General features: G+C 65.6%; 19 protein-coding genes. 9 read left to right on the plus strand and 10 right to left on the minus strand.

What is annotated here, in order from left to right; all coding sequences use genetic code 11:
- The gene (putA, locus tag RE429_RS02545) at positions 1-3099 is read right to left on the minus strand and encodes a bifunctional proline dehydrogenase/L-glutamate gamma-semialdehyde dehydrogenase PutA (protein ID WP_414472816.1); all 3099 of its coding nucleotides are present in this window, start codon (positions 3097-3099) and stop codon (positions 1-3) included.
- A gap of 112 nt (positions 3100-3211) precedes the next feature.
- Between putA and RE429_RS02550 the strand changes: the two genes are divergently transcribed.
- Complete coding sequence (locus RE429_RS02550; protein WP_414472817.1) at positions 3212-3673, plus strand: Lrp/AsnC ligand binding domain-containing protein; 462 nt, start codon at positions 3212-3214, stop codon at positions 3671-3673.
- A gap of 62 nt (positions 3674-3735) precedes the next feature.
- On the opposite strand, the gene RE429_RS02555 is transcribed toward RE429_RS02550, so the two are convergent.
- Positions 3736-4770 carry a TerC family protein gene (locus RE429_RS02555; RefSeq protein WP_414472818.1) on the minus strand — a complete coding sequence of 345 codons (1035 nt, stop codon included), beginning with the start codon at positions 4768-4770 and terminating at the stop codon, positions 3736-3738.
- 250 nt (positions 4771-5020) lie between these two features.
- Here RE429_RS02555 and RE429_RS02560 point away from each other — a divergent pair, with 250 nt between their 5' ends.
- Positions 5021-6058: an ABC transporter substrate-binding protein gene (locus RE429_RS02560; RefSeq protein ID WP_414472819.1), complete on the plus strand. Its 1038-nt coding sequence runs from the start codon at positions 5021-5023 to the stop codon at positions 6056-6058.
- Positions 6059-6292: 234 nt separating this feature from the next.
- Here the strand turns inward: RE429_RS02560 and RE429_RS02565 are convergent, their stop codons facing one another.
- From RE429_RS02565 to RE429_RS02575, 3 genes are all read right to left on the minus strand, one after another.
- Positions 6293-7444 carry a CobW family GTP-binding protein gene (locus tag RE429_RS02565; protein WP_414472820.1) on the minus strand — a complete coding sequence of 384 codons (1152 nt, stop codon included), beginning with the start codon at positions 7442-7444 and terminating at the stop codon, positions 6293-6295.
- Between the two features lie 3 nt (positions 7445-7447).
- Positions 7448-8353 carry a DMT family transporter gene (locus RE429_RS02570; protein ID WP_414472821.1) on the minus strand — a complete coding sequence of 302 codons (906 nt, stop codon included), beginning with the start codon at positions 8351-8353 and terminating at the stop codon, positions 7448-7450.
- A gap of 200 nt (positions 8354-8553) precedes the next feature.
- The gene (locus RE429_RS02575) at positions 8554-9891 is read right to left on the minus strand and encodes a D-alanyl-D-alanine carboxypeptidase family protein (RefSeq protein ID WP_414472822.1); all 1338 of its coding nucleotides are present in this window, start codon (positions 9889-9891) and stop codon (positions 8554-8556) included.
- Positions 9892-10197: 306 nt separating this feature from the next.
- Between RE429_RS02575 and RE429_RS02580 the strand changes: the two genes are divergently transcribed.
- On the plus strand, positions 10198-11352 hold the full coding sequence (locus tag RE429_RS02580; protein ID WP_414472823.1) for a 2OG-Fe(II) oxygenase: 1155 nt from the start codon (positions 10198-10200) through the stop codon (positions 11350-11352).
- On the opposite strand, the gene RE429_RS02585 is transcribed toward RE429_RS02580, so the two are convergent.
- Complete coding sequence (locus RE429_RS02585) at positions 11340-11744, minus strand: NUDIX hydrolase (RefSeq protein ID WP_414472824.1); 405 nt, start codon at positions 11742-11744, stop codon at positions 11340-11342. The two genes, RE429_RS02580 and RE429_RS02585, sit on opposite strands and share 13 nt — an antisense overlap.
- Positions 11741-12319, minus strand: a complete 579-nt coding sequence (locus RE429_RS02590; RefSeq protein WP_414472825.1) for a TIGR00730 family Rossman fold protein — start codon at positions 12317-12319, stop codon at positions 11741-11743. Before RE429_RS02590 ends, RE429_RS02585 begins: the two co-directional genes overlap by 4 nt.
- A gap of 151 nt (positions 12320-12470) precedes the next feature.
- On the opposite strand from RE429_RS02590, the gene RE429_RS02595 reads away from it, so the two are divergent.
- Positions 12471-13637 (plus strand): acetyl-CoA acetyltransferase, encoded by a 1167-nt coding sequence (locus RE429_RS02595; protein ID WP_414472826.1) that lies wholly within the window; start codon positions 12471-12473, stop codon positions 13635-13637.
- A 118-nt stretch (positions 13638-13755) separates the two neighbouring features.
- Here RE429_RS02595 and RE429_RS02600 read toward each other — a convergent pair whose 3' ends face one another.
- Positions 13756-14022: a BolA family protein gene (locus tag RE429_RS02600; RefSeq protein WP_414472827.1), complete on the minus strand. Its 267-nt coding sequence runs from the start codon at positions 14020-14022 to the stop codon at positions 13756-13758.
- A gap of 89 nt (positions 14023-14111) precedes the next feature.
- Between RE429_RS02600 and RE429_RS02605 the strand changes: the two genes are divergently transcribed.
- The 4 genes from RE429_RS02605 (at position 14112) to RE429_RS02620 (ending at position 18896) form a co-directional block, all read left to right on the plus strand.
- Complete coding sequence (locus RE429_RS02605) at positions 14112-14741, plus strand: J domain-containing protein (protein WP_414472828.1); 630 nt, start codon at positions 14112-14114, stop codon at positions 14739-14741.
- A 114-nt stretch (positions 14742-14855) separates the two neighbouring features.
- Complete coding sequence (cobS, locus tag RE429_RS02610) at positions 14856-15845, plus strand: cobaltochelatase subunit CobS (protein ID WP_370435876.1); 990 nt, start codon at positions 14856-14858, stop codon at positions 15843-15845.
- Positions 15846-15984: 139 nt separating this feature from the next.
- Entirely contained in the window at positions 15985-17880 is a 1896-nt protein-coding gene (gene cobT / locus RE429_RS02615; RefSeq protein WP_414472829.1) for a cobaltochelatase subunit CobT, read from the plus strand.
- The gene (locus tag RE429_RS02620; RefSeq protein WP_414472830.1) at positions 17877-18896 is read left to right on the plus strand and encodes an esterase-like activity of phytase family protein; all 1020 of its coding nucleotides are present in this window, start codon (positions 17877-17879) and stop codon (positions 18894-18896) included. Before cobT ends, RE429_RS02620 begins: the two co-directional genes overlap by 4 nt.
- 42 nt (positions 18897-18938) lie before the next feature.
- Here the strand turns inward: RE429_RS02620 and RE429_RS02625 are convergent, their stop codons facing one another.
- The gene (locus RE429_RS02625; RefSeq protein WP_414472831.1) at positions 18939-19568 is read right to left on the minus strand and encodes a queuosine precursor transporter; all 630 of its coding nucleotides are present in this window, start codon (positions 19566-19568) and stop codon (positions 18939-18941) included.
- Between the two features lie 144 nt (positions 19569-19712).
- The gene (rpmB, locus tag RE429_RS02630) at positions 19713-20003 is read right to left on the minus strand and encodes a 50S ribosomal protein L28 (RefSeq protein ID WP_370435880.1); all 291 of its coding nucleotides are present in this window, start codon (positions 20001-20003) and stop codon (positions 19713-19715) included.
- 242 nt (positions 20004-20245) lie between these two features.
- Between rpmB and RE429_RS02635 the strand changes: the two genes are divergently transcribed.
- Positions 20246-21112, plus strand: a complete 867-nt coding sequence (locus RE429_RS02635) for a DUF3108 domain-containing protein (protein ID WP_414472832.1) — start codon at positions 20246-20248, stop codon at positions 21110-21112.
- Positions 21113-21228: the final 116 nt, after the last annotated feature.

Below are 21228 nucleotides of genomic sequence, written 5' to 3' on the forward strand. Positions count from 1 at the left end.
TTACTCGCCCATCGCAATCAGATTGGCGTTTCCGCCCGCAGCCGCCGTGTTGATCGTCACGGTCTGCTCCGTTGCGAACCGCAGCAGGTAGTGAGGGCCGCCCGCCTTCGGGCCCGTGCCCGACAGGCCATGGCCGCCGAAGGGCTGCACGCCGACCACAGCGCCGATCATGTTGCGGTTCACATAGACATTGCCCACGGAGAGCGCATCGACGATGCGTTTCACGGTGGCGTCGATGCGCGAGTGAACCCCGAGCGTCAGGCCATATCCCGTCCCCTCGACGGCCTGAATCACGTCCTTGAGGCGATTGGCCTTGTACCGCACCACGTGCAGCACCGGGCCGAACACCTCCTGGGCCAGATCGTGCGGCCGGTTGAGTTCGAAAATATGCGGCGCCACGAAGGTCCCCGCGCCGGGCGCGGTGCCCGCGTAGCGCACCTTCGCCTGCGTCTGCATGGCGGCGATATGGGCGTCGAGCTTGTCTTTCGCCTCGCGGTCGATCACCGGCCCCACCTGGACCGAAATGTCCCGCGGATCGCCTAGCTTCAGTTCGCGGGCATTGCCCGCGATCATCTCGATCATCCGGTCCGCCACGTCCTCCTGCACGCACAGGAGCCGCAGGGCCGAGCAGCGCTGGCCCGCCGAACGGAAGGCCGACATCACCACGTCGTCGGCGACTTGCTCCGGAAGCGCCGTCGCGTCGACGATCATGGCGTTGATGCCGCCGGTTTCCGCGATCAGCGGGACGATGGCCGCATCCTTGTTCGCGAGGGTCCGGTTGATGATTCGAGCCACCTCGGTCGAGCCGGTGAACACGACGCCCGCCACATCCCTGTGCTCGACGAGGCGCGCGCCCACGCGGCCGTCACCCGGAACGAGATGAAGGGCGGTCTTCGGCACGCCCGCCTCATGCAGCATGCGAACCGCCATATCGGCGATCAGCGGCGTCTGCTCGGCGGGCTTCGCCACGACGGCGTTGCCCGCCATCAGGGCCGCGCTCACCTGCCCGAGGAAGATCGCGAGCGGGAAATTCCAGGGAGAGATCGCCACGAACACGCCGCGTCCCCGCAGGCGCAGCACGTTGCTCTCGCCGGTCGGCCCGGGCATCGCCTCGCCGGAGCCGAAGAGCGTCCGGCCCTGGACCGCGTAATAGCGGCAGAAATCGACCGCTTCACGGACTTCCGAAAGCGCGTCGTCGAGGGTCTTGCCCGCCTCGATCTGCAGCAGATGCAGCAGCGCGCCGCGTCGCTCCTCCAGGAGATCGGCCGCCCGCTCCAGTGCTTTGGCGCGGACATCGGCATCCGTACGGCTCCAGGGACCGAAGCCCGCCCAGGCCGACGCCATGGCGCGGTCGGCGACCTCCGGCGTCGCTTCCGCCACCTGGCCGACGACCGTCGTTCCGTCGACGGGGCTGACGACCGGGCGCGTCTCCCCGGGCGCGGCTTTGCCGTCGATCAGGGGATCGGCGCGGAAGCTCCGCTGGCCCGCCTGCGAGATCTCCTTGAGCAACCCTTCGAGCGAGGTACGATGACCGAACTCCACGCCCTTCGAATTGGCGCGCCCGGCTCCGTAGAGGTCGCGGGGCAGCGGCACCTTCGGGTGCCGCGCCTGATCGGCCGAGACGATGATGTCGGCCGGCCGCTTGAGCAGGGCCTCCACCGGCACGTTCGGATCGGCAGCCACCGACACGAAGGAGGAGTTCGCGCCGTTCTCCAGCAGGCGGCGCACGAGATAGGCCAGCAGATCGCGGTGGCCGCCGACCGGCGCATAGGCGCGGCAGGCCAGGCCCGGATTGTCCTCCAGCAGGCGCGCATAGAGCGCTTCGCCCATGCCGTGCAGACGCTGGAATTCGTAGCCCTCCGTGCCGCCGGCGCGCTCGAGAATGGACGCGACCGTGAGGGCGTTGTGGGTGGCGAATTGCGGATAGATGCGCGGGCGCAGGCTGAGCATCTTCTCGGCGCAGGCGACGTAATGCAGGTCCGTCATCGCCTTGCGGGTGAAGACCGGATAATCGTCGAGCCCGCGCTCCTGGGCGCGCTTGACCTCGGTGTCCCAGTAGGCACCCTTCACGAGACGCACCATCATCTGGCGATCATGGCGTTCAGCGATGGCCGCGATCGCGTCGACCACGGAGCCCGCGCGCTTCTGATAGGCCTGAATGGCAAGGCCGAAGCCCTTCCAGTCCGCCAGCGACGGATCGGCCACCACGGCCTCGATCACCTCGAGCGAGAGTTCGAGACGGTCGGCTTCCTCGGCATCGATGGTGAAGTTGAGGTCGTAGGACTTCGCCTGCTGGGCGAGCTGGATCACCAGAGGGACGAGCTCGCGCATCACCCGGTCGCGGCTCGTCGCCTCGTAACGCGGGTGCAGCGCCGAGAGCTTCACGGAAATACCGGGGCGGTTCGGCAGCGGCTCGTTGCCGGCCGAGCGGCCGATGGCGTCGATGGCGGAGGCGTAGGACTCGAAGTAGCGCCGCGCGTCATCCGCCGTGCGGGCTCCTTCGCCCAGCATGTCGAAGGAGTAACGATAGATGCGGCCCTTGGAGGAAGAGGCGCGCTTGAGCGCCTCCTCGATCGTTTGGCCCAGTACGAAGTGGTTGCCCATCACGCGCATGGCCTGACGGGTGGCGGTGCGGACGGCGGGAACACCGATGCGCTTCGTGAGCTGGCCCAGGATGCTCTCCGGCGTCTCTCCCGGCTGGATCACCCGGGCCGTGATGCCGAGCGCCCAGGCCGAAGCCGAAACAAGGAAGGCATCGGACTTCGCCTCGTGCCCGGCGAAATCCGCCTGGCCGAGCTTGTCCTCGATGAGCTTGTCGGCGGTGGCGGCATCGGGCACCCGCAGCAGCGCTTCCGCCAGCACCATGAGGGCCAGGCCCTCCTTGGTGGAAAGGGCATATTCCCGCAGCATCTCCTCCACTCCGCCGAGGCCGCTGCCCTTGGCCCGGATGGCCTCGATCAATCGCGTGGCGCGCTCGTCCACGCGGTGTTCACGCTCCGGAGGCAGGCGGGAGCTCGCCAGAAGGCGGGCGGCGATCGCCTTGTCGTCCTCGGCGAAGGGCGGATTGAAGGAAAGCGCGATGCTGGGGTTGAAGGTCATGGTGGGCCTCTGAAAGTTTCCCAACATATAAGCGGTCCCCGGCCGCGTTTCGATGGCAATATTACGGCTTTGTCCTTAAGATATGCGGCCAAGCTGGCAAACAGGCGTGAAAATGACGGAAATTGACCGGATCGATAGGAAGATCCTGAAGCTGTTGCAGCAAGATGGCAGGATTTCCACGGTGGACCTCGCCGAGCAGGTCGGCCTTTCGGCGACCTCCACCGGCGACCGGGTGAAGCGCCTGCAGCGGGAGGGCTATATCGCGGGCTTCGGGGCGAGGCTCGATCCCCATCGGCTCGGCCTGGAGCTTCTGGTCTTCGTGGAAGTCTCCCTCGACAAGACCACGCCGGACGTCTTCGAGAAATTCGCGGACGCCGTGAAGCGGGCACCCGAGGTTCTCGAATGCCACATGGTGGCGGGCGGGTTCGACTATCTGGTCAAGACGCGCGTCGCCGACATGGGAGCCTACCGCCATTTCCTCGGAGAGATCCTGCTGGCGCTGCCCGGCGTCAAGGAGACCCGCACCTATGCGGTGATGGAGGAGGTCAAGAGCGACGGCGTGCTGCCGGTCTGATGCCGTTGCACGATCATGGCCGGATCAGGTCCGGCCATGACGTCTTCAGGAGGCGACGGGAATCAGCCGGCGACCCGGTCGCCTTCAGGAGCTTCGTCGCGTGTTTTCCAGAGGCTCCACCCCACGCCCGCGGCCAGGATCGCGAAGGTCACGCCGAGCGAGACCGGAGCCGGGATCTTCGCAAGGCCCAAAAGGTCGGCCACGAAGATCTTGGAGCCGATGAAGATCAGCACGAATGCCAGGGCGTATTTCAGGTAATGGAAGCGGTGCACCATGGCGGCGAGCGCGAAATAGAGCGCGCGCAGGCCCAGGATCGCGAAGATGTTCGACGTGTAGACGATGAACGGGTCCGTCGTGATGGCGAAGATGGCCGGAACCGAATCCACGGCGAAGATCACGTCCGCGATTTCGACGAGCACGAGCGCCATGAAGAGCGGCGTCATGAACCACGCGAGCCTGCCGGTCTTCGGATGCGGCTTCTTCACGAAGAAGTGCTGACCATGGTGTTCGTCGGTGACATTGAAGCGCCGCCGCATGAAGCCGATCACCGGATTCTTCCCGATGTCGTATTCCGTGTCCGAGAAGGCGAGCATCTTCACGCCCGTGCCGATGAGGAACGCGGCGAAGAGATAGAGCACCCATGAGAACTGGGAGATCACCGCCGCGCCGAAGCCGATCATGAGGGCGCGCAGGAGGATGACGCCCAGAATGCCCCAGAACAGCACCCGATGCTGATAGAGGCGCGGCACGGCGAAGAAGGAGAAGATCATGGCGATGACGAACACGTTGTCCATCGCCAGCGCCTTTTCGACCGCAAAGCCGGTCAGGTAGTTCATGCCCGCCTCGGGGCCGATGTGCCACCAGACGAAGCCGCCGAAGGCGACGCCGAGGGTGATGTAGAAGGCGCTCATGAGAAGACTCTCGCGCACGCCGATCTCGCGGTGCTTGCGATGCAGCACGCCGAGGTCGAGGACGAGAAGAGCGACGACGATTCCAAAGAAGGCAAGCCACATCCATAAAGGCGTGCCAAGCCAGCTTAAGCCCAAGACTTCAAGCATATGACCGAACCCGTTGTTGAACCACGTCGGTTCCGACATCGCAGGGCTTCATGCGCCTGCCAGAGGGGCCCGGTCACCGACGAAAGCCAACATGGGGACGGTATCGGAACGCTTCAAGGACCCCGCGAACGGAAGGGGACGCTCAATTTTTCGTCAGATCACGGCCCTCAGGGCAAGCCTGTCCGGGCAACGGGCTTGACCCGGCGCACCGATCTGTTTGCATGGGTCCCAACCAGGCAAAGCTGGCATTCGGGACAGCTCGGCTAGAACAGAGGTGGTGGTAGTGGTGATGGTGTCGGAACGTTCGACGAAGGCGCAATGGGTCAGGGGGCTTCTGGCCGGTGCCGCGGTGCTTTTCGGCACTGTCGTCGCGCAGGCGCAGACTCCCGTGCGGTTTTCCCTCGACTGGCGCTGGGAGGGCCCGGCGGCTCCCTTCGCGGTGGCGCTCGACAAGGGCTATTTCAAGGCCGAGGGACTGGACGTCACGATCGATCCGGGAGCGGGCTCCCGCGAGCCGATCTCGCGCGTCGCCTCCGGCACTTACGACGCGGGCCTGGGCGACGTGAACTCGCTGGTGCGCTTCCGCGACGAGAATTCCGGCACGGACATCAAGGCGGTCATGATGATGTACGACCGCCCGCCCTTCGCGATCATCGGCCGCAAAAGCCGTGGCATCACCAAGGACGTCTCGAGCCTGCAGGGCAAGACGTTCGGTGCGCCGGCCGGGGACGGCGCCTTTGCGCAATGGCCGATCTTCAAGGCGGTCAACTCCATCGACGATTCCAGCATGAAGTTCGAGAATGTGGGGTTCCCGGTCCGCGAGCCGATGCTGGCGCAGGGCGAAGTCGATGCCGTGTTCGGCTTCGCCATGTCGTCCTATATCAACCTGAAGTCCCGCGGCGTGCCGGCCGACGACATCATCGTCCTGCTCATGAGCGATTACGGCGTGGATCTCTACGGCAACGCCATCATCGTGTCGGAGACGTTCGCGAAGGAGAAGCCCGAAGCCGTGAAGGGTCTTCTGCGTGCGATCATGAAGGGCGTGCACGACACGATCAAGGATCCGGCAAGCGCCGTGGATTCGGTCATCAGGCGCAACGACGTCGCCAAGAAGGACGTGGAGCTCGAGCGTCTCAAAATGGTGCTGGAGCAGAACATGATCACGCCCTGGGTGAAGGAGAACGGCTTCGGCGGCATCGACCAGGAGCGTTTCTCCAGGGCTCTCGACCAGATCGGGTTGACCTTCAGCTACAAGAAGAAGCCGACCGTGGAGAGCGTGTTCACGGACGAGTTTCTTCCCGCGGCCGATCAGCGGAAAGTGAACTGAGGCATTCCGGGGCCCGGGCGCAGTCGTGACCGGGCCGCTTTCATGCGACATGAAAGCGGCCCGCAGCATGATCCTGGCGGGCTTCGGGCTCGCCGTGGCGTTCCCGTGCAGGCGGGGATCCATACGATGCTCTAGAGCCTTTTCCATGAACTTCGGTTCATGGAAAAGGCTCTTGTTGTTTGAGAAAGACGCCTTTTCTTCGCAAAACCGGCACCCACTTTTGCGGAAAAGGCTCTAGCGCCTCAGCGACAAGGGATTGTCCGAGAGCGCGGCCGCATCGGGCTGGTCGACGGCGGGACGTCCGAGAAAGGCGTTCCAGAGCTTTTCCACCGTCTCGCGCTCCAGGTCGTCCACGATGAAGACGAGACGGCTGCGCCGGTCCTCGTTCGGCCAGCGCGGCAGGATGGCCGGAACATGGATCACGTGCTGCACGCCGTGAATGACCACGGGATGCTCCGGATCTTCCGCGAGAGCGACGAGCCCCTTCACGCGCAGGAGCTTCGCGCCTTGAGTGGAGCGGAGCAGATCCAGGAACATGTCGAGCGTGCCCTGGCGGATCGGCCGGTCGCTGGTGAGGCAGAAGGCGCGGATACGCTCGTCGTGCCGGTTCACGTCGTGATGGTGATGATGGTCGTGACGACCGTGATGGCCATGGTGATGATGCCCGTGCCGATGGGCGTGGCTCGCATGCTCGGCCTCTTCCACGGCTTCCGTCTTCAGCCACTCGGCCACGTCGGCGATCCTGCCCTCGAGATCGAACAGACCGCCCGCGACGATCTCGCCCACCGGTGCGTCGCCTTCGAGAACGGTTGCGCCCGGGTTGAGCCGGTGCAGTCTTTCCCTCAGGCCGTCGAGGGCTGCCCTGTCCTGGGCCAGATCCGTCTTGGTCAGGACGATCCGCTCCGCGACGGCCGCCTGCTTCACCGCTTCACGATGCGCATCGAGGGTTTGGGGGCCGTTCACCGCATCGATGACCGTCACCACGCCCTCGACCGCGTAGCGCATGGACAGATACGGGTGATAGAGCACGGCGTGGAGAATGGGCGCAGGATCGGCGAGACCCGTGGTCTCGATGATCACGCGCCTGAAGGGCATGATGCGCTCGTTGTCGCGCTTGCGCAGAAGATCCTCGAGAGTTGCGATCAGATCGCCCCGTACGGTGCAGCACAGGCAGCCTGCGGACAGAAGCACCATGCCCTCGTCGATCGTCTCCACGAGCAGATGGTCGAGGCCGATCTCTCCGAACTCGTTGATGATCACGACCGTATCCTGCAGCGCCGGATCCTTCAGCATCCGGTTGAGAAGGGTGGTCTTGCCCGCTCCCAGGAAGCCCGTGAGGATCGTCAGCGGGATCGGTTGAGGCGGGGTCATGGGCGTGTTCGTCATGGCTCAATCCGCAATCGGAATCAGAAGGGCGTTCTTCAGACGGCGCTGTTCCAGAAGAACGTTGGCGATGATGGCGGCCAGCACAAGGGTGCCGCCCGCGACCTGTATCGGAGAAAGGACCTCGTCCAGGATCAGCGCCGAGACGACGGAGGCGACCACCGGCTCCGTGCAGAAGATGATGCCGGCCGCGACCGCCGGGATCCGCCCGAGAGCCAGGAGCTGGAGCACGAAGCCGCCGACATAGCCGCCGATGGTCATCGCGACCGCGAAAGGAGCCAGGGCCAGGGTCGACGGCGGCGCGAGCTGCCCGGCCACGAGGCTGACGAGGATGGCGGTGGGCAGCACGATCAGCTGAACCCAGAACACCTTCGCCACCACGTCCGTTTTCGCGCAGCGCGCCGCCGCGAAGAACTGGACGGCCGTCCCGACGCTGCCGCCGAAGGCGAGCGCCAGGCCGCGCCAGTCGAGGCCCGTGAAGGCCGGGCCCACGACCAGGCAGACGCCCGCGGATGCGACCGCGGCTACGCCTAGAAGCTCAGGCGTCAGGGGCGTCTTCTCCACGAGCGGGTTCGTCAGGACGATGATGATCGGATAGGTGTAGAAGACCACCGCGGCGACCGTCACCGGAATGAACGCGACGGAGGACAGATAGCAGATGCCCTGCATGGCGCTGGCGATGCCGAGCAGGAGAAGCTGTCCTCGCTCCTTTCGGACCATGGCGAGCGAACGCCGCGCCATCAGGGCCACGGCGGCCACGAGCGCCAGCATCACGAAAACGCGGTAGACCACGATGGCCGACCCGCTGGCGCCGGCAAAGGAGGCCATGCGCGCGAAGACGATGTTGAAGCCGTACAGGCCGGCGGAGCCGATGGCGAGGACGAGGCCGGAGGCGTGGGCGGAGCGCGTCATGTCGAGGAGGGGGTTCGCGGAATGTGTAACCGTTCGCCCGGATCGCCAGGGAATGCAAGAGGCCGGGGCATCGGCGAAAAGTCGGGTCCGGTCTTGCCTCCCGCGGTCTTGTCGCCGATGCGACACTCCGGTTCTCCCCGAGGCAGCAACGCAAAACGCCCGGCGCGGGGCCGGGCGTCGCTCTTCATGGACAAGATAGATCAGTTCGCGGCCGACTTGGCCTTCGAGGACGCTTGCGCCTTCTGGTCCTTCTTGACGGGCGCCTTCTTGTCATGGCCCGTCACCGGCTTCACGGTCACGCTGACGCGGCCTTTGGACTTGGTCTTGTCGCCCTCCTCGATCACGGGCGTCACATCCGGCTTCTTCGCCGCCTGCTTGGCATTCTTCTTGGAGGAGGCCGCCCGCTTCTTCTGACGGGCCTGTTCGGCCGCCTCTTCGGCCGCAGCCTGCGCGGCGAGCTCGGCCTCCGAAGGCGGGTTCAGGCCGACCCAGACGCGCTCGGGCTGCACGGCGGTGCGGGGGCCAAGCACCGTGCGCACGGGCTTCTGCGTATCGCCCGCGAAGGCCATGACGTCGGATGAGAAGAGATTGGGAACGTTCGAGGTGTCGTCCTCGGCCACCACCGGAGCATCGTCTTCCTGCGGCACCGGCCCGCGGCGGTCGCAGATCACCGAGCGCATGTCGGGCGGCGTGGTGTTGGCCGAGGCCGGCAGGGCGGTGAGTTCGGGATTCGTGAAGTTCACCCGGCTGTTGAAGCCGCGGTCGAAGAGTTCGGCGGCCTGCATCGTTCGCTCGTTGGCGGAGGGCGCGCCGAGCACGACCGTGATCAGATGGCGGCCGTTGCGGGTGGCGGTGGCCACCACGTTGAAGCCGGACGAGCAGATGAAGCCGGTCTTCATGCCGTCCGCACCCGGATAGCGACCGATGAGGCCGTTGGTGTTGCGCATGATCCGGCGGCCGAACTGCACCGCACCGATATGGAACAGGTCCTCATATTCGGGAAACTCCCGCAGCAAGGCGCGGGCGAGGATCGCCATGTCGCGGGCGGTGGTCTGGTTGCGCTCGTCGGGCAGGCCGTGCGGATTGGCGAAATGGCTGCCCGTCATGCCGAGCCGCTGCGCCTGGGCGTTCATGAGCGCCGCGAAGCCGTCGGTCGATCCCCCGATGTTGTCCGCGATGGTGGCCGCCACGTCGTTCGCCGATTTCACCAGCAAGATCTTGAGAGCGTTGTCGAGGCGAATCTGGGTGCCCGGCTTGAAGCCCATCTTGGACGGCGGCAGCGCGGCGGCGCCGTCGGTCACCGTCAGCAGGGTGTCCATGCTCAGCTGCCCGGAGCGCACTTTGTCCAGGGCGACATAGGTCGTCATAAGCTTGGTGATGGAGGCCGGATACCACGGATCCGTCGCTCGCTCCGCGTGCAGCACGCGGCCGGACTCGACCTCGACCACGAGGGCGGGGGTTCCGGCGGCCCAAGCCTGACCGCCCAGAAGGGCGGCCACGGCAAAGGCGGTCACGCGAAGGGCTCGGCTAACGTTCATAAGGAACGACTCCTTGACTTAAGCAACGTTCGGAGAGGGGATCAGAAAGCCCCGCTTGCCAGCTGAGCTATATTGTTAGTCCCAAACCCTGGCTTTGACCAGGTAAGGGCAGTGCATCGCAATCCCGGTCTGACCTTTGTACCAAACTCCGTGGCAAGAGAGTGGCAAGAGCCGCTCCCTTTGAAGAACAACCAAGCGCGGCCATTGTTTCCCGGTGGATCGAGCCTTGTGGCACGCGAGAACAATCGATATGAATTAAGGCCGACGATATGAAATTACACCAAACGACGCCTCGTTGATCTCATCATGACCGATTCTGCCGATTCTGCCATCGTGAAACCTGCCTATCGCGCCCTGCAGGTCGGCGATCCCGCTCCCTGGTTCTCGCAGAATTCGACGAGCAACCCCCGGTATCATTTCGACGCGGCGGCGGGGCGTTATCTCGTCCTCTGCTTTTACGGCACGGGATCGGACGAGGTCGGGCGAGAGGCTCTGAGAACCGTCCAGGAAACGCACCGGCGTCTCTTCGACGACGACAAGATCGCCCTGTTCGGAGTGAGCGTCGATCCCTCGGACCTGTCGGAGCAGCGGGCCCTCCAGATCCTGCCCGGCATCCGGCACTTCTGGGATTTCGACGCAAGCATCGGCCGGCTCTACGGCGCCATCCCACAGGATGCCGAGCCGGGCCGGAGGGAGGTCCCGGCGCGCCGGTTCTGGATGGTGCTCAATCCGACGCTTCGCATCCGCGCCATCTTTCCCTTCAAGAGCGACGGCAGCGACCGCGAGGAGGTGATGGCTTATCTGAGCGCCCTGCCGCCGGTCGACCGCTTCGCCGGCTTCGAGATGCCGGCACCCATCCTGGTCATTCCGGACGTGTTCGAGCCCGCCCTCTGCCGGCATCTCATCGGCCTTTATCAGACGCATGGGGGAGAGGAATCGGGATTCATGCGCGAGATCGACGGCAGGACCGTTCCGGCGCACGACCCGGACCACAAGCGGCGCAAGGACTTCACCATCACGGATTCCGAGCTGATCGGGCAGCTGCAGCGCCGCATCGTCCGCCGCGTGAATCCCGAGATCGAGAAAGTGCATTTCTTCACCCCGACCCGCATGGAGCGCTATATCGTCTCCTGCTACGCGGCGGAAGACGGCGGACATTTCCGTCCGCACCGAGACAACACCACCAAGGGAACGGCCCACCGGCGATTCGCCGTGTCGATCAACCTCAACGACGATTTCGAGGGCGGGGAGGTGAGCTTCCCCGAATACGGATCGCGCAGCTACAAGGCCCCGCTCGGAGGCGCCGTCGTGTTCTCGGCTCCCCTGCTTCACGCCGTGTCCAAAGTCACCGCGGGGCGGCGCTTCGCCTTCCTGCCCTTCCTCTATGACGAGGCCGCCGCCAAGGTCCGTGAGGCGAACAATGCTGCCCTAGGGGAAGGGGTGGGAGCCTACAGGGCCTGACGCTCGAGCGACAGGGCGAGCGGCAGGACCGTGTCCCGCGTGAGGGGCGCGAGGATCCGCCCGCACGGCTCGCGCGGATCCACCCAGGCATATTCGGCGATCTCGGCCCGGCAGGCGATGGAGCCTTCGATCCGGGCCGCATAGGCCCGGGCCCGCACCCATTGACCGGGCTCGTTGGCGGCAGGGGCCTCGAAAACGCCGAGCGCCCGCGCGGAGCCCGGAACGAGGATGCAGCCGAGCTCTTTGCTCACCTCCCGCATGAGCGCCGCTTCGTCGCTCTCGCCGGGTTCGGGCTTGCCGCCCGGCTGCATGAAGCTCTGCGTGCCGCGCTTGCGGACGAGCAGCACATGGCCTTGCCCGTTGCGGATGAGGGCCGTGACGATATCGATCAACGCTCGCCCGCCTTGATCCATTTCGTGACCTTCGGCGGCTCGTACCGGCGGATCGCATCGATCAGGGCGGCCGGTTCGTCATGGACGATCAGCATGGCGCGGTGAATGGGTTTGATGAAGCCGCGTTCCACCACATCGTCGAGGAAATCCGCCAGCTTGTCGTAGAAGCCGGCGGCGTTGAGCAGGGCGCATGGCTTCTTGTGATAGCCGAGCTGGGCCCAGGTCCAGACCTCGAACAGCTCCTCGAAGGTGCCGAGGCCGCCCGGCAGGGCGATGAAGCCGTCGGACAGCTCGGCCATCAGGGCCTTGCGCTCGTGCATCGAGCCGACCACCCGCAGGTCGCTCAGGCCCGCATGGGCGATCTCCTTGTCGACGAGGGATTGGGGCATCACGCCGACCACGCGGCCGCCGGCGGCCAGCACCGCATCCGCGACGGCGCCCATCAGGCCGACCGAGGCGCCGCCATAGACGAGCTCGATGCCGTTTCGCGCCAGGGTCTCGCCCAGCACGCGGGCAGTCTCGACATAGACGGGATCCTGGCCCGCGCTGGAGCCGCAGAAGACGCAAAGACGCATGGGACTTGTCCGTTGATTCGTTCCGGGAGGTCTATGGAGGCCGAGAACGCCTCAAATTCAAGGCTCCTCCATCCTGTAACGAGGCCAGCTTGCCGAATGGCCGGAACCATTCCACCTTATGCCGAGGCACCAAACTCCCGAGGAGATCCCCATGACCGCCTGCATCGTCGGTTGGGCCCATACGCCCTTCGGCAAGCTCGACGCCGAGAGCGTCGAGAGCCTCATCGTCCGCGTGACCAACGAAGCGCTGGACCATGCGGGAATCGGCCCGGAGGATGTGGACGAGGTGGTGCTCGGCCATTTCAACGGCGGGTTCTCGCCCCAGGAATTCACGGCCTCCCTGGTGTTCCAGGCGAGCGACACATTCCGCTTCAAGCCCGCTACCCGGGTGGAGAATGCCTGCGCCACGGGCTCCGCGGCCGTGCACCAGGCCATCAAGACCATCGAGGCGAAGCGCGCCAGGACGGTGCTGGTCGTGGGCGTCGAGCAGATGACCCGCACGCCGGGGCCGGAGATCGGCAATATCCTGCTCAAGGCCTCCTATCTGCCGGAGGACGGCGACACGCCGGGAGGATTCGCCGGCGTGTTCGGCAAGATCGCGGGCCAGTATTTCCAGCGCTACGGCGACCAGTCCGATGCGCTGGCGCTGATCGCCGCCAAGAACCACAAGAACGGCGTGGACAACCCCTATGCGCAGATGCGCAAGGATCTCGGCTTCGCGTTCTGCCGCGCCGAGAGCGAGAAGAATCCGTTCGTGGCCGGCCCCCTCAAGCGGACCGACTGCTCGCTCGTCTCCGACGGCGCGGCCGCCCTCGTGATCGCGGATACGGAAACGGCGTTGCGCATGCGCCGGGCCGTCGCCTTCCGGGCGAGCGCGCACGCGCAGGACTTCCTGCCCATGTCGAAGCGCGACATCGTCGATTTCGAGGGCTGCGCGGAAGCGTGGCGGCGGGCGCTGGACCAGGCCGGGATCCAGCTCTCCGACCTCTCCTTCGTCGAGACCCACGATTGCTTCACCATCGCCGAGCTCATCGAATACGAGGCGATGGGGCTCACCCCGCGCGGGCAGGGGGCGATTGCCGTCAAGGAAGGCTGGACGAACCGCGACGGCCGGCTGCCGGTGAACCCCTCCGGCGGACTCAAGGCCAAGGGACATCCCATCGGCGCGACCGGGGTGTCCATGCATGCCCTGTCCGCCATGCAGCTCTGCGAAGAGGCCGGCGGCATCCAGGTCGGGAACCCGGTGCTGGGCGGCATCTTCAACATGGGCGGCGCGGCGGTCGCCAATTACGTGAGCGTGCTCGAGCGAATCAAATAGCGACAGGATGAGGATGACATTCCGAACGCCGTCCCCGGACGTGCTCCGGGGACGGCCGTGACGGCGGGGAGAAGCGCTGCTCGCCAGGTGCTGCTCGCCAGGTGCTGCTCGCCAGGTGCTACTCGCCCGGCGCCTTGGCGTGGACGGCCAGGGCGTGCAGGCCCCTGTCGAAGGCCTCCTTCAGCACCTCGTTGACGAGGCGGTGGCGCTCGACCCGGCTCTTGCCGGAAAAGGCTTCGGACACGATATGAAGCCTGAAGTGAGTTTCACCCCCCTCCCGCCATCCGCCGTGACCGCGATGCTGTTCCGACTCGTCCGTGACGGTCAGTTGGGACGGATGCAGGCGCTCCTGCAGAGTTTGCGTGATCCAGTGATGAAGGGTCATGCGTCTTGATAAACCTTTTTGAACGGGTCTGCGGCGAAAAGCTCTTAAGCCTTGGCTCAGGGCCTCAAGCCCCTCATAATGTTTGAATCATGGATCTCAACTCGCCACTTTTCGACCGAATCCGGATCAAGTCTTCCTGCGAGGAGCCGCGGGAGACGAAGGGACCTGCCTGCGAGCATCCCGGCTGCAAGGCCTCGGGTGAATACCGCGCGCCCAAGGGCCGGGACCGAGAGGGCCAGTATTGGCGCTTCTGCCTCCAGCACGTGCGCGAGTACAACGCATCCTACAACTATTTCTCCGGCATGTCCGATTCGGCCGTCGCAGCCTATCAGAAGGACGCGGTCATCGGGCACCGCCCCACCTGGGCCATGGGCGTGAACGCCTCCGGCAAGGCCGAGGAGACGGAACCGAAACAGGACACCCGCGACTGGGCTTATTTCGATCCCTTGGGAATCCTCCGGGGGGAGGATTTCACCCAGGCGCGCGGCCGCAGGACGCAAGCCGAGCCCCGGCGTCCCCGCTATACGGGGGCTGTCCGACGGGCGCTGGACATCCTGGGGTTGGACGAAGCGGCCGACGGGCCCGCCATCAAGGCCCAATACAAGTCCCTGGTGAAACGCTTCCACCCGGATGCCAATGGCGGGGACCGCTCCTTCGAGGAGCGGCTTCGCGACATCATCAAGGCGCACGACACCCTCAAAAGCGCCGGACTGTGCTGAAGCGCCGTCGTTTCATGCAGCCCCCTTAGGCGTTTAGGAAATTGCACCGCACAGCCATGGGGTTTAAGAAGCCATGGCACATAGTTGAAACCACCATCCGATCGAGAGGCCCCTATGACGGCACAAACCGATACAACGACCCTACTGCCGGATATGAAGGTATCCGTGCGACAGGTCTTCGGCATCGATTCGGATCTGGAAGTTCCGGCCTTCTCCCAAGCGGAAGAGCATGTGCCCGATCTCGATCCGGATTATCTGTTCGACCGGGAGACGACGCTGGCCATCCTGGCAGGTTTCGCGCGCAACCGCCGCGTGATGATCACGGGCTATCACGGCACGGGCAAGTCCACCCATATCGAGCAGGTGGCCGCCCGCCTCAACTGGCCCTGCGTCCGCGTGAACCTGGACAGCCACGTGTCCCGCATCGACCTGGTCGGCAAGGATGCCATCGTCCTCCAGGAGGGCAAGCAGGTGACCGCCTTCCAGGACGGCATTCTTCCCTGGGCGCTGCAGCACAACGTGGCCCTGGTCTTCGACGAGTACGATGCCGGCCGTCCCGACGTGATGTTCGTGATCCAGCGCGTGCTGGAGCAGTCCGGCAAGCTCACGCTGCTCGATCAGAAGCGCGTCATCCGTCCTCATCCCGCCTTCCGCCTGTTCGCCACCGCCAACACGGTCGGCCTGGGCGATACCTCGGGCCTGTATCACGGCACGCAGCAGATCAACCAGGGCCAGATGGACCGCTGGTCCATCGTCACCACGCTCAATTATCTGCCGCACGACAAGGAAGTGGACATCGTCCTCTCCAAGGCGAAGCATTATCAGGACAGCCCGGAAGGGCGCGACATCGTCAACAAGATGGTGCGCGTGGCCGACCTCACCCGAAGCGCCTTCATGAACGGGGACCTCTCCACCGTCATGAGCCCGCGCACGGTGATCACCTGGGCCGAGAATGCCGAGATCTTCGGCGATACGGGCTTCGCCTTCCGCGTCACCTTCCTCAACAAGTGCGACGAGCTGGAACGCGCCCTCGTGGCCGAGTTCTATCAGCGTTCCTTCGGCAAGGAGCTGCCGGAGAGCGCCGTGAACATGGTGCTGTCGTAATTGCACTCCTGTCATCCCGGGCCGCGGAAGCGGAGCCCGGGATCCATAACCGCTGACGATGCAAGGCTGGAGAGCAGCCTGTGTTTATGGATCCCCGCCGTCGCGGGGATGACAGAAAGCGGATGTCAGGAGAGGTGAGATGTCCATCTCGAACCGCAAGCCGGGTGAGAAGAAGGAAGCGCCGGCGGAGCCGCTGAAGCGCTCCATCGCGGGAGCCATGAAGGCTATCGCCCGCAAGCCCGATCTGGAGGTCGCCTTCGCGTCCGACCGGCCGGTGCTCATGGGCCAGGAGAAGGCCCGCCTGCCGGAGCCGCCCCGCCGGCTCACGCCCCAGGATGTCGCCATTCTGCGCGGCAACGCGGATTCCATGGCCCTGAGGCTCGCCTGTCACGACGTCGGTCTCCACCGTCGGCTCGCCCCCGAGGGACAGGCCGCCCGCGCCGCGTTCGACGCGGTGGAGCAGGCGCGCGTGGAATCCATCGGCTCGCGGCGCATGGCCGGCATTTCCTCCAACATCACGGCGATGCTGGAGGACCGCTATCACCGCGGCGGCAAATACGAGGAGATCACCGACCGCGCCGATGCGCCCATCGAGGATGCGCTGGCGCTCATGGTGCGCGAGCGGCTGACCGGCCAGAAGCCGCCCGCCGCCGCCGCCAAGATCGTCGATCTCTGGCGCGACTTCATCGAGGAGCGCGCGGGCAGGAACCTCGACGGGCTGTTGAAGAATATCGACAGCCAGCGCGATTTCGCGCGCGGCATCCGCGAGATGCTCTCCTCCCTGGACATGGCCGACGATGTGTCCCTCGACCAGGAGGACGAGGAGAACGAGGAAGACAACGAATCCGAGCAGCAGGAGCAGCAGGGCGAGGGCGAATCCGAGCAGGAATCGCAAGGCGACCGCGCCGAGGTCGAGATCAGCGAGGATTCGAGCGACGACATCGAGGACGGCGCGACCGAGGAGGCCGATGGCCCTTCCGGCGAGTTGCCCGAGGAGGCGGACGAGGCGGATTCGGACGAGGCCGGCGAGTCCTGGCGCCCGCCGTCCCGCTCCAACGAGGCGCGCGGACCCGACTACAAGGCCTATACGAACAAGTTCGACGAGATCATCCATGCGGAGGATCTCTGCGACGCGGACGAGCTGACGCGCCTGCGCGCCTATCTCGACAAGCAGCTCGCGCATCTTCAGGGCGTGGTGGGGCGTCTCGCCAACCGCCTGCAGCGCCGCCTGATGGCGCAGCAGAACCGTTCCTGGGAGTTCGACCTGGAAGAGGGAACGCTCGATCCGGTGCGCCTGCCGCGCATCATCATGGATCCGTTCCAGCCCTTGAGCTTCAAGCAGGAGCAGGACACCAATTTCCGCGATACGGTGGTGACGCTGCTGCTCGACAATTCGGGCTCCATGCGCGGACGTCCGATCACGGTGGCGGCGACCTGCGCCGATATTCTCGCGCGCACGCTCGAGCGCTGCGGCGTGAAGGTGGAGATCCTCGGCTTCACGACCCGCGCCTGGAAGGGCGGACAGTCCCGCGAGACGTGGCTGCAGAGCGGCAAGCCCGCCAATCCCGGGCGTCTCAACGATCTGCGCCACATCATCTACAAGTCTGCGGATGCGCCCTGGCGGCGCGCGCGCAAGAACCTGGGCCTGATGATGCGCGAAGGCCTGCTGAAGGAAAACATCGACGGCGAGGCGCTCGACTGGGCGCACAAGCGCCTGCTCGGCCGGCCCGAGCAGCGGCGCATCCTGATGGTGATCTCCGACGGCGCGCCGGTGGACGACTCGACGCTTTCGGTCAATCCCGGCAACTACCTCGAGCGGCATCTGCGCTACATCATCGAGGAAATCGAGACGCGCTCGCCCGTCGAGCTCATCGCCATCGGCATCGGCCATGACGTGACGCGCTATTACCGTCGCGCCGTGACCATCGTCGACGCGGAGGAGCTCGGCGGCGTGATGACCGAAAAACTCGCGGAGCTGTTCGAGGAAAACGCGCAGCCCGCGCGCGGAGCGCCCCGTCGACGGGCTCACGGGTGAGGCTTCTCACCCGGCGAAATCTTCTTGCGGGCGGCGGTGTTCTCACCGCCGCGGCCGTCGCAGGCGCGGCTCTCGCGCAACGACCGCAGGCCTTCCATGGCGTGACGCCGATCAGGGTCGCGGCTCAGCCGATCAGCCATCTGTCCAACACCGATCCCGACCGGACGCGATTCGGCTCGCTCGTTTTCCGCTCCGGTCTCGTCCTCAGATCGGACGTGTCCGCCTTCGGTGGTTTCTCCGCCCTTTGGCGTTCGCCGAAGGGTGAGGAGATCGCGGCGCTGGCGGACAATGCGCAGATCCTGAACGCGCGCGTGGACATGTCGGACGGGCGGCTATCGGGGCTCTCCCGGGCGGCGATGGCGCCCTTGCTGCTGAGCGACGGCACGCCCGCGCGCCGCTCCCCCTATTACGATACGGAAAGCCTCGCGATCTCCGGCGGCGTGGCGTTCGTCGGAGTCGAGCGCAACCACGCGGTGCTCCGGTTCCAGCGCGATCGGGAAGGGGGGCTCGTGCAGGGCGTCCCGATCGCGGTGCCGGGGAACCTCAAGGAGGATCTCAAGGACCTGCCGAACAACGGAGGGCTCGAGGCGCTCGCGCTGGCGCCGCCGCGATCAAGCCTCGCGGGCGCGCTCGTGGGCATCTCGGAGGGCGGCCGGGGCTTCATTCTCACGGGCGCGCGGCCGGGTTCGTTCGAGCTGGTGCGCCGCGACGGCTACGACGTGACGGACCTGGCATTCCTCGATTCCGACGATGCGCTCGTGCTGGAGCGCCGCTTCTCGCTGCTCGGCGGCTTCGAATGCCGCCTGCGCCGCATCGCCCCATCCGCCGTGAGGCCCGGTGCGAGCGTGGACGGCGAGGTGATCTATCAGAGCGAGACCTCGCACCGGATCGACAACATGGAAGGTCTCGCGGTTCATCGGGAGGAGCGCGAAACCGTCGTCTCGATGATCTCGGACAACAATTTCAACGCCAATCTTCAGCGAACGCTGCTGCTGGAATTCATCCTCGCGGCGTGATCGCCGGGTTTTCTTGATCGGGCTCTCCGGCGCGAGAGGGATCTAAACGGTGGCGCGCTGCGCCAGGCCCGGGCTCATGAGGCGCAGCACCACGCCATAAGGCAGGATGGAGAAGACCGAGAGCGCGAGCTTGACGCCGTAATCCGCGAGGCCCAGCGTCACCCAGGGAAGCGCGATGCACTGATCGGCGATGCCCACCTGAGCCAGCACCTGATCGATCGTCAGGCCGAGGCCCGGGATCGCGCCGCAATAGAACGCGAAGGAAAAGAAGATCGTCGTGTCGACGGCCGCCGAGATCGTCGAGGAGGCGAAGGGCGGCAGCCACCAGGCCATGTTCCTCAGTCGCGAGAAGATGCCGATATCGAGCAGCTGCGCCGTCAGGAAGGCGCTGCCCGAAGCGATGGCGATGCGCGGGGTCGCCAGGACGATCGAGAGCGCGACCGCCAGGACGAAGCCCACATAGACGACCCTCCGGGCTCCCTTGGGTCCGAAGCGGCGATTGGCCAGCTCCGTCACCAGGAACGAGAAGGGATAGGTGAACGCGCCCCAGGTGAAATAATCCTGGAGGCCCCAGGCCTCGAAGGGATATTGCACGAGGATGTTCGAGGCCAGCACGACGATGGTCATCGCGACGAGGGCGATCGTGAAGTCGCGGCGGTCGAGGGCGGTCATCTCATCCGGCTCCTGAGGGTCCTGGTCCTCTGTCTTGCACGGGAAGGGACCTTGCAGGAGCAGAGAGGATAAGCGCGTCGATTGCAACGCAAAACGGGCGGCCGTGAGGCCGCCCGCAGCGTCGAAGACGGGAAGAGGTCGAGATCAGCTCGCAGCCGCGAGCTTCTTCTCGATCTCGCGCTTCACAGCGAGGGCGGTGGTCGACAGCTCGGTAGCCGAGGCCTTCGCCAGGAAGGCGTCGAGGCCGCCGCGATGCTCGACGGAGCGCAGAGCATGGGCGGACACGCGCAGGCGCACGGAGCGCTGCAGGGTCTCAGACTGGAGCGTGACGTTGCAGAGGTTCGGCAGGAACTTCCGCTTCGTCTTGCGGTTCGAGTGGCTCACCAGATGGCCACTCAGCACGGCCTTGCCGGTCAGTTCGCAACGGCGCGACATGGGTTCAATCCTATCGTCATAAGGGTCGCGGCTTCAATTCGCGGGTTTGCCTCATCGCAGATCCCACGCCGCCGGACACCAGAAGTCCTTGGAAGGTGCAGGGCTATAGGCCGAAAACCTGGCCCGCGTCAAGAATAGTGCGGCGGCGCAACGCCATTTTTTGCGTCGCCACGGTCATGATTTATTCGGAATCTCATGCGATGCAACGGAATAGACTAACGGGACACCCCGGGAAAATCTCCATGCGCCTCCTCGCTTCAGCCCTGTTGACCGTGAGCCTGGCCGGAATCGGCTCTCAGGCCGAGGCTCAGCCTGCCCAGACGCTCAAGGTGAACTACAATCTCTCCCTGGCGGGCCTGCCGCTGGGAAAGGCTGACCTGTCGTCGACCTTCACCGGGCCGAAATACGAGATGCAGGGCAGCGTGAAGCTCTCGGGCCTCGTGAAGATGATCACGGGCGGCAAGGGGGCGGGCACAGCCTCCGGCACGATCGCGGGCGCTCAGCCTCAGCCGCGGGGCTTTGCGGTCAACACCAAGTCTTCGGGCGAGCAGCGCGTGGTGCGCATGGCGCTCGACGAGGGCAACGTCGCCGAGGTCGAGGTCGTCCCGCCCATCGAGGCGAAGGAGGATCGGGTGCCGGTCAAGGAGGCCGACAAGAAGGGGGTCATCGATCCCTTGAGCGCCCTCATCATGCCCGCGGTGGCGTCAAAAAGCCTCACCGACCAGGCGAATTGCAACCGCACCATCCCGGTCTTCGACGGAGGGGCGCGCCAGAACATCGTGCTCTCCTATTCCGAGACGAAGACCATCAAGGTCCCGGGCTATTCCGGTCCCGTCCTCGTCTGCAACGTCCGCTGGGTGCCGATCTCCGGCCATCGCCCGCAGCGCCCCACCATCAAGTTCATGCAGGAGAACAGGGACATGAACGTGTGGCTGGCGCCCGTGGAGGGCCCCCGCGTGCTCTTCCCGATCAAGGTCGCCGTGCGCACCATGATCGGCATGGGCGAGCTCGAGGCCGCGAGCTGGTCGGTGGAAGGCGCCGGCGCGGCGACCGCGGCAGGGGGCGGGGCCAGGGGGCGCGAGCCCGTCAGGGCCGGAGCCGGTCAATAAGCTCTCAAGAATCCTGGCGAATTTCGGAAAAAGCCGGTAGCGAAACCGGCGCAGGGTCCCATATAAGAGGGGGCCTGCCACCGGACGTTCGGGCCAGGCCCGTTATGTGAGAAGGC

The sequence above is a fragment of the Microvirga sp. M2 genome, assembly GCF_047497095.1.
Classification (GTDB): Bacteria; Pseudomonadota; Alphaproteobacteria; order Rhizobiales; family Beijerinckiaceae; genus Microvirga.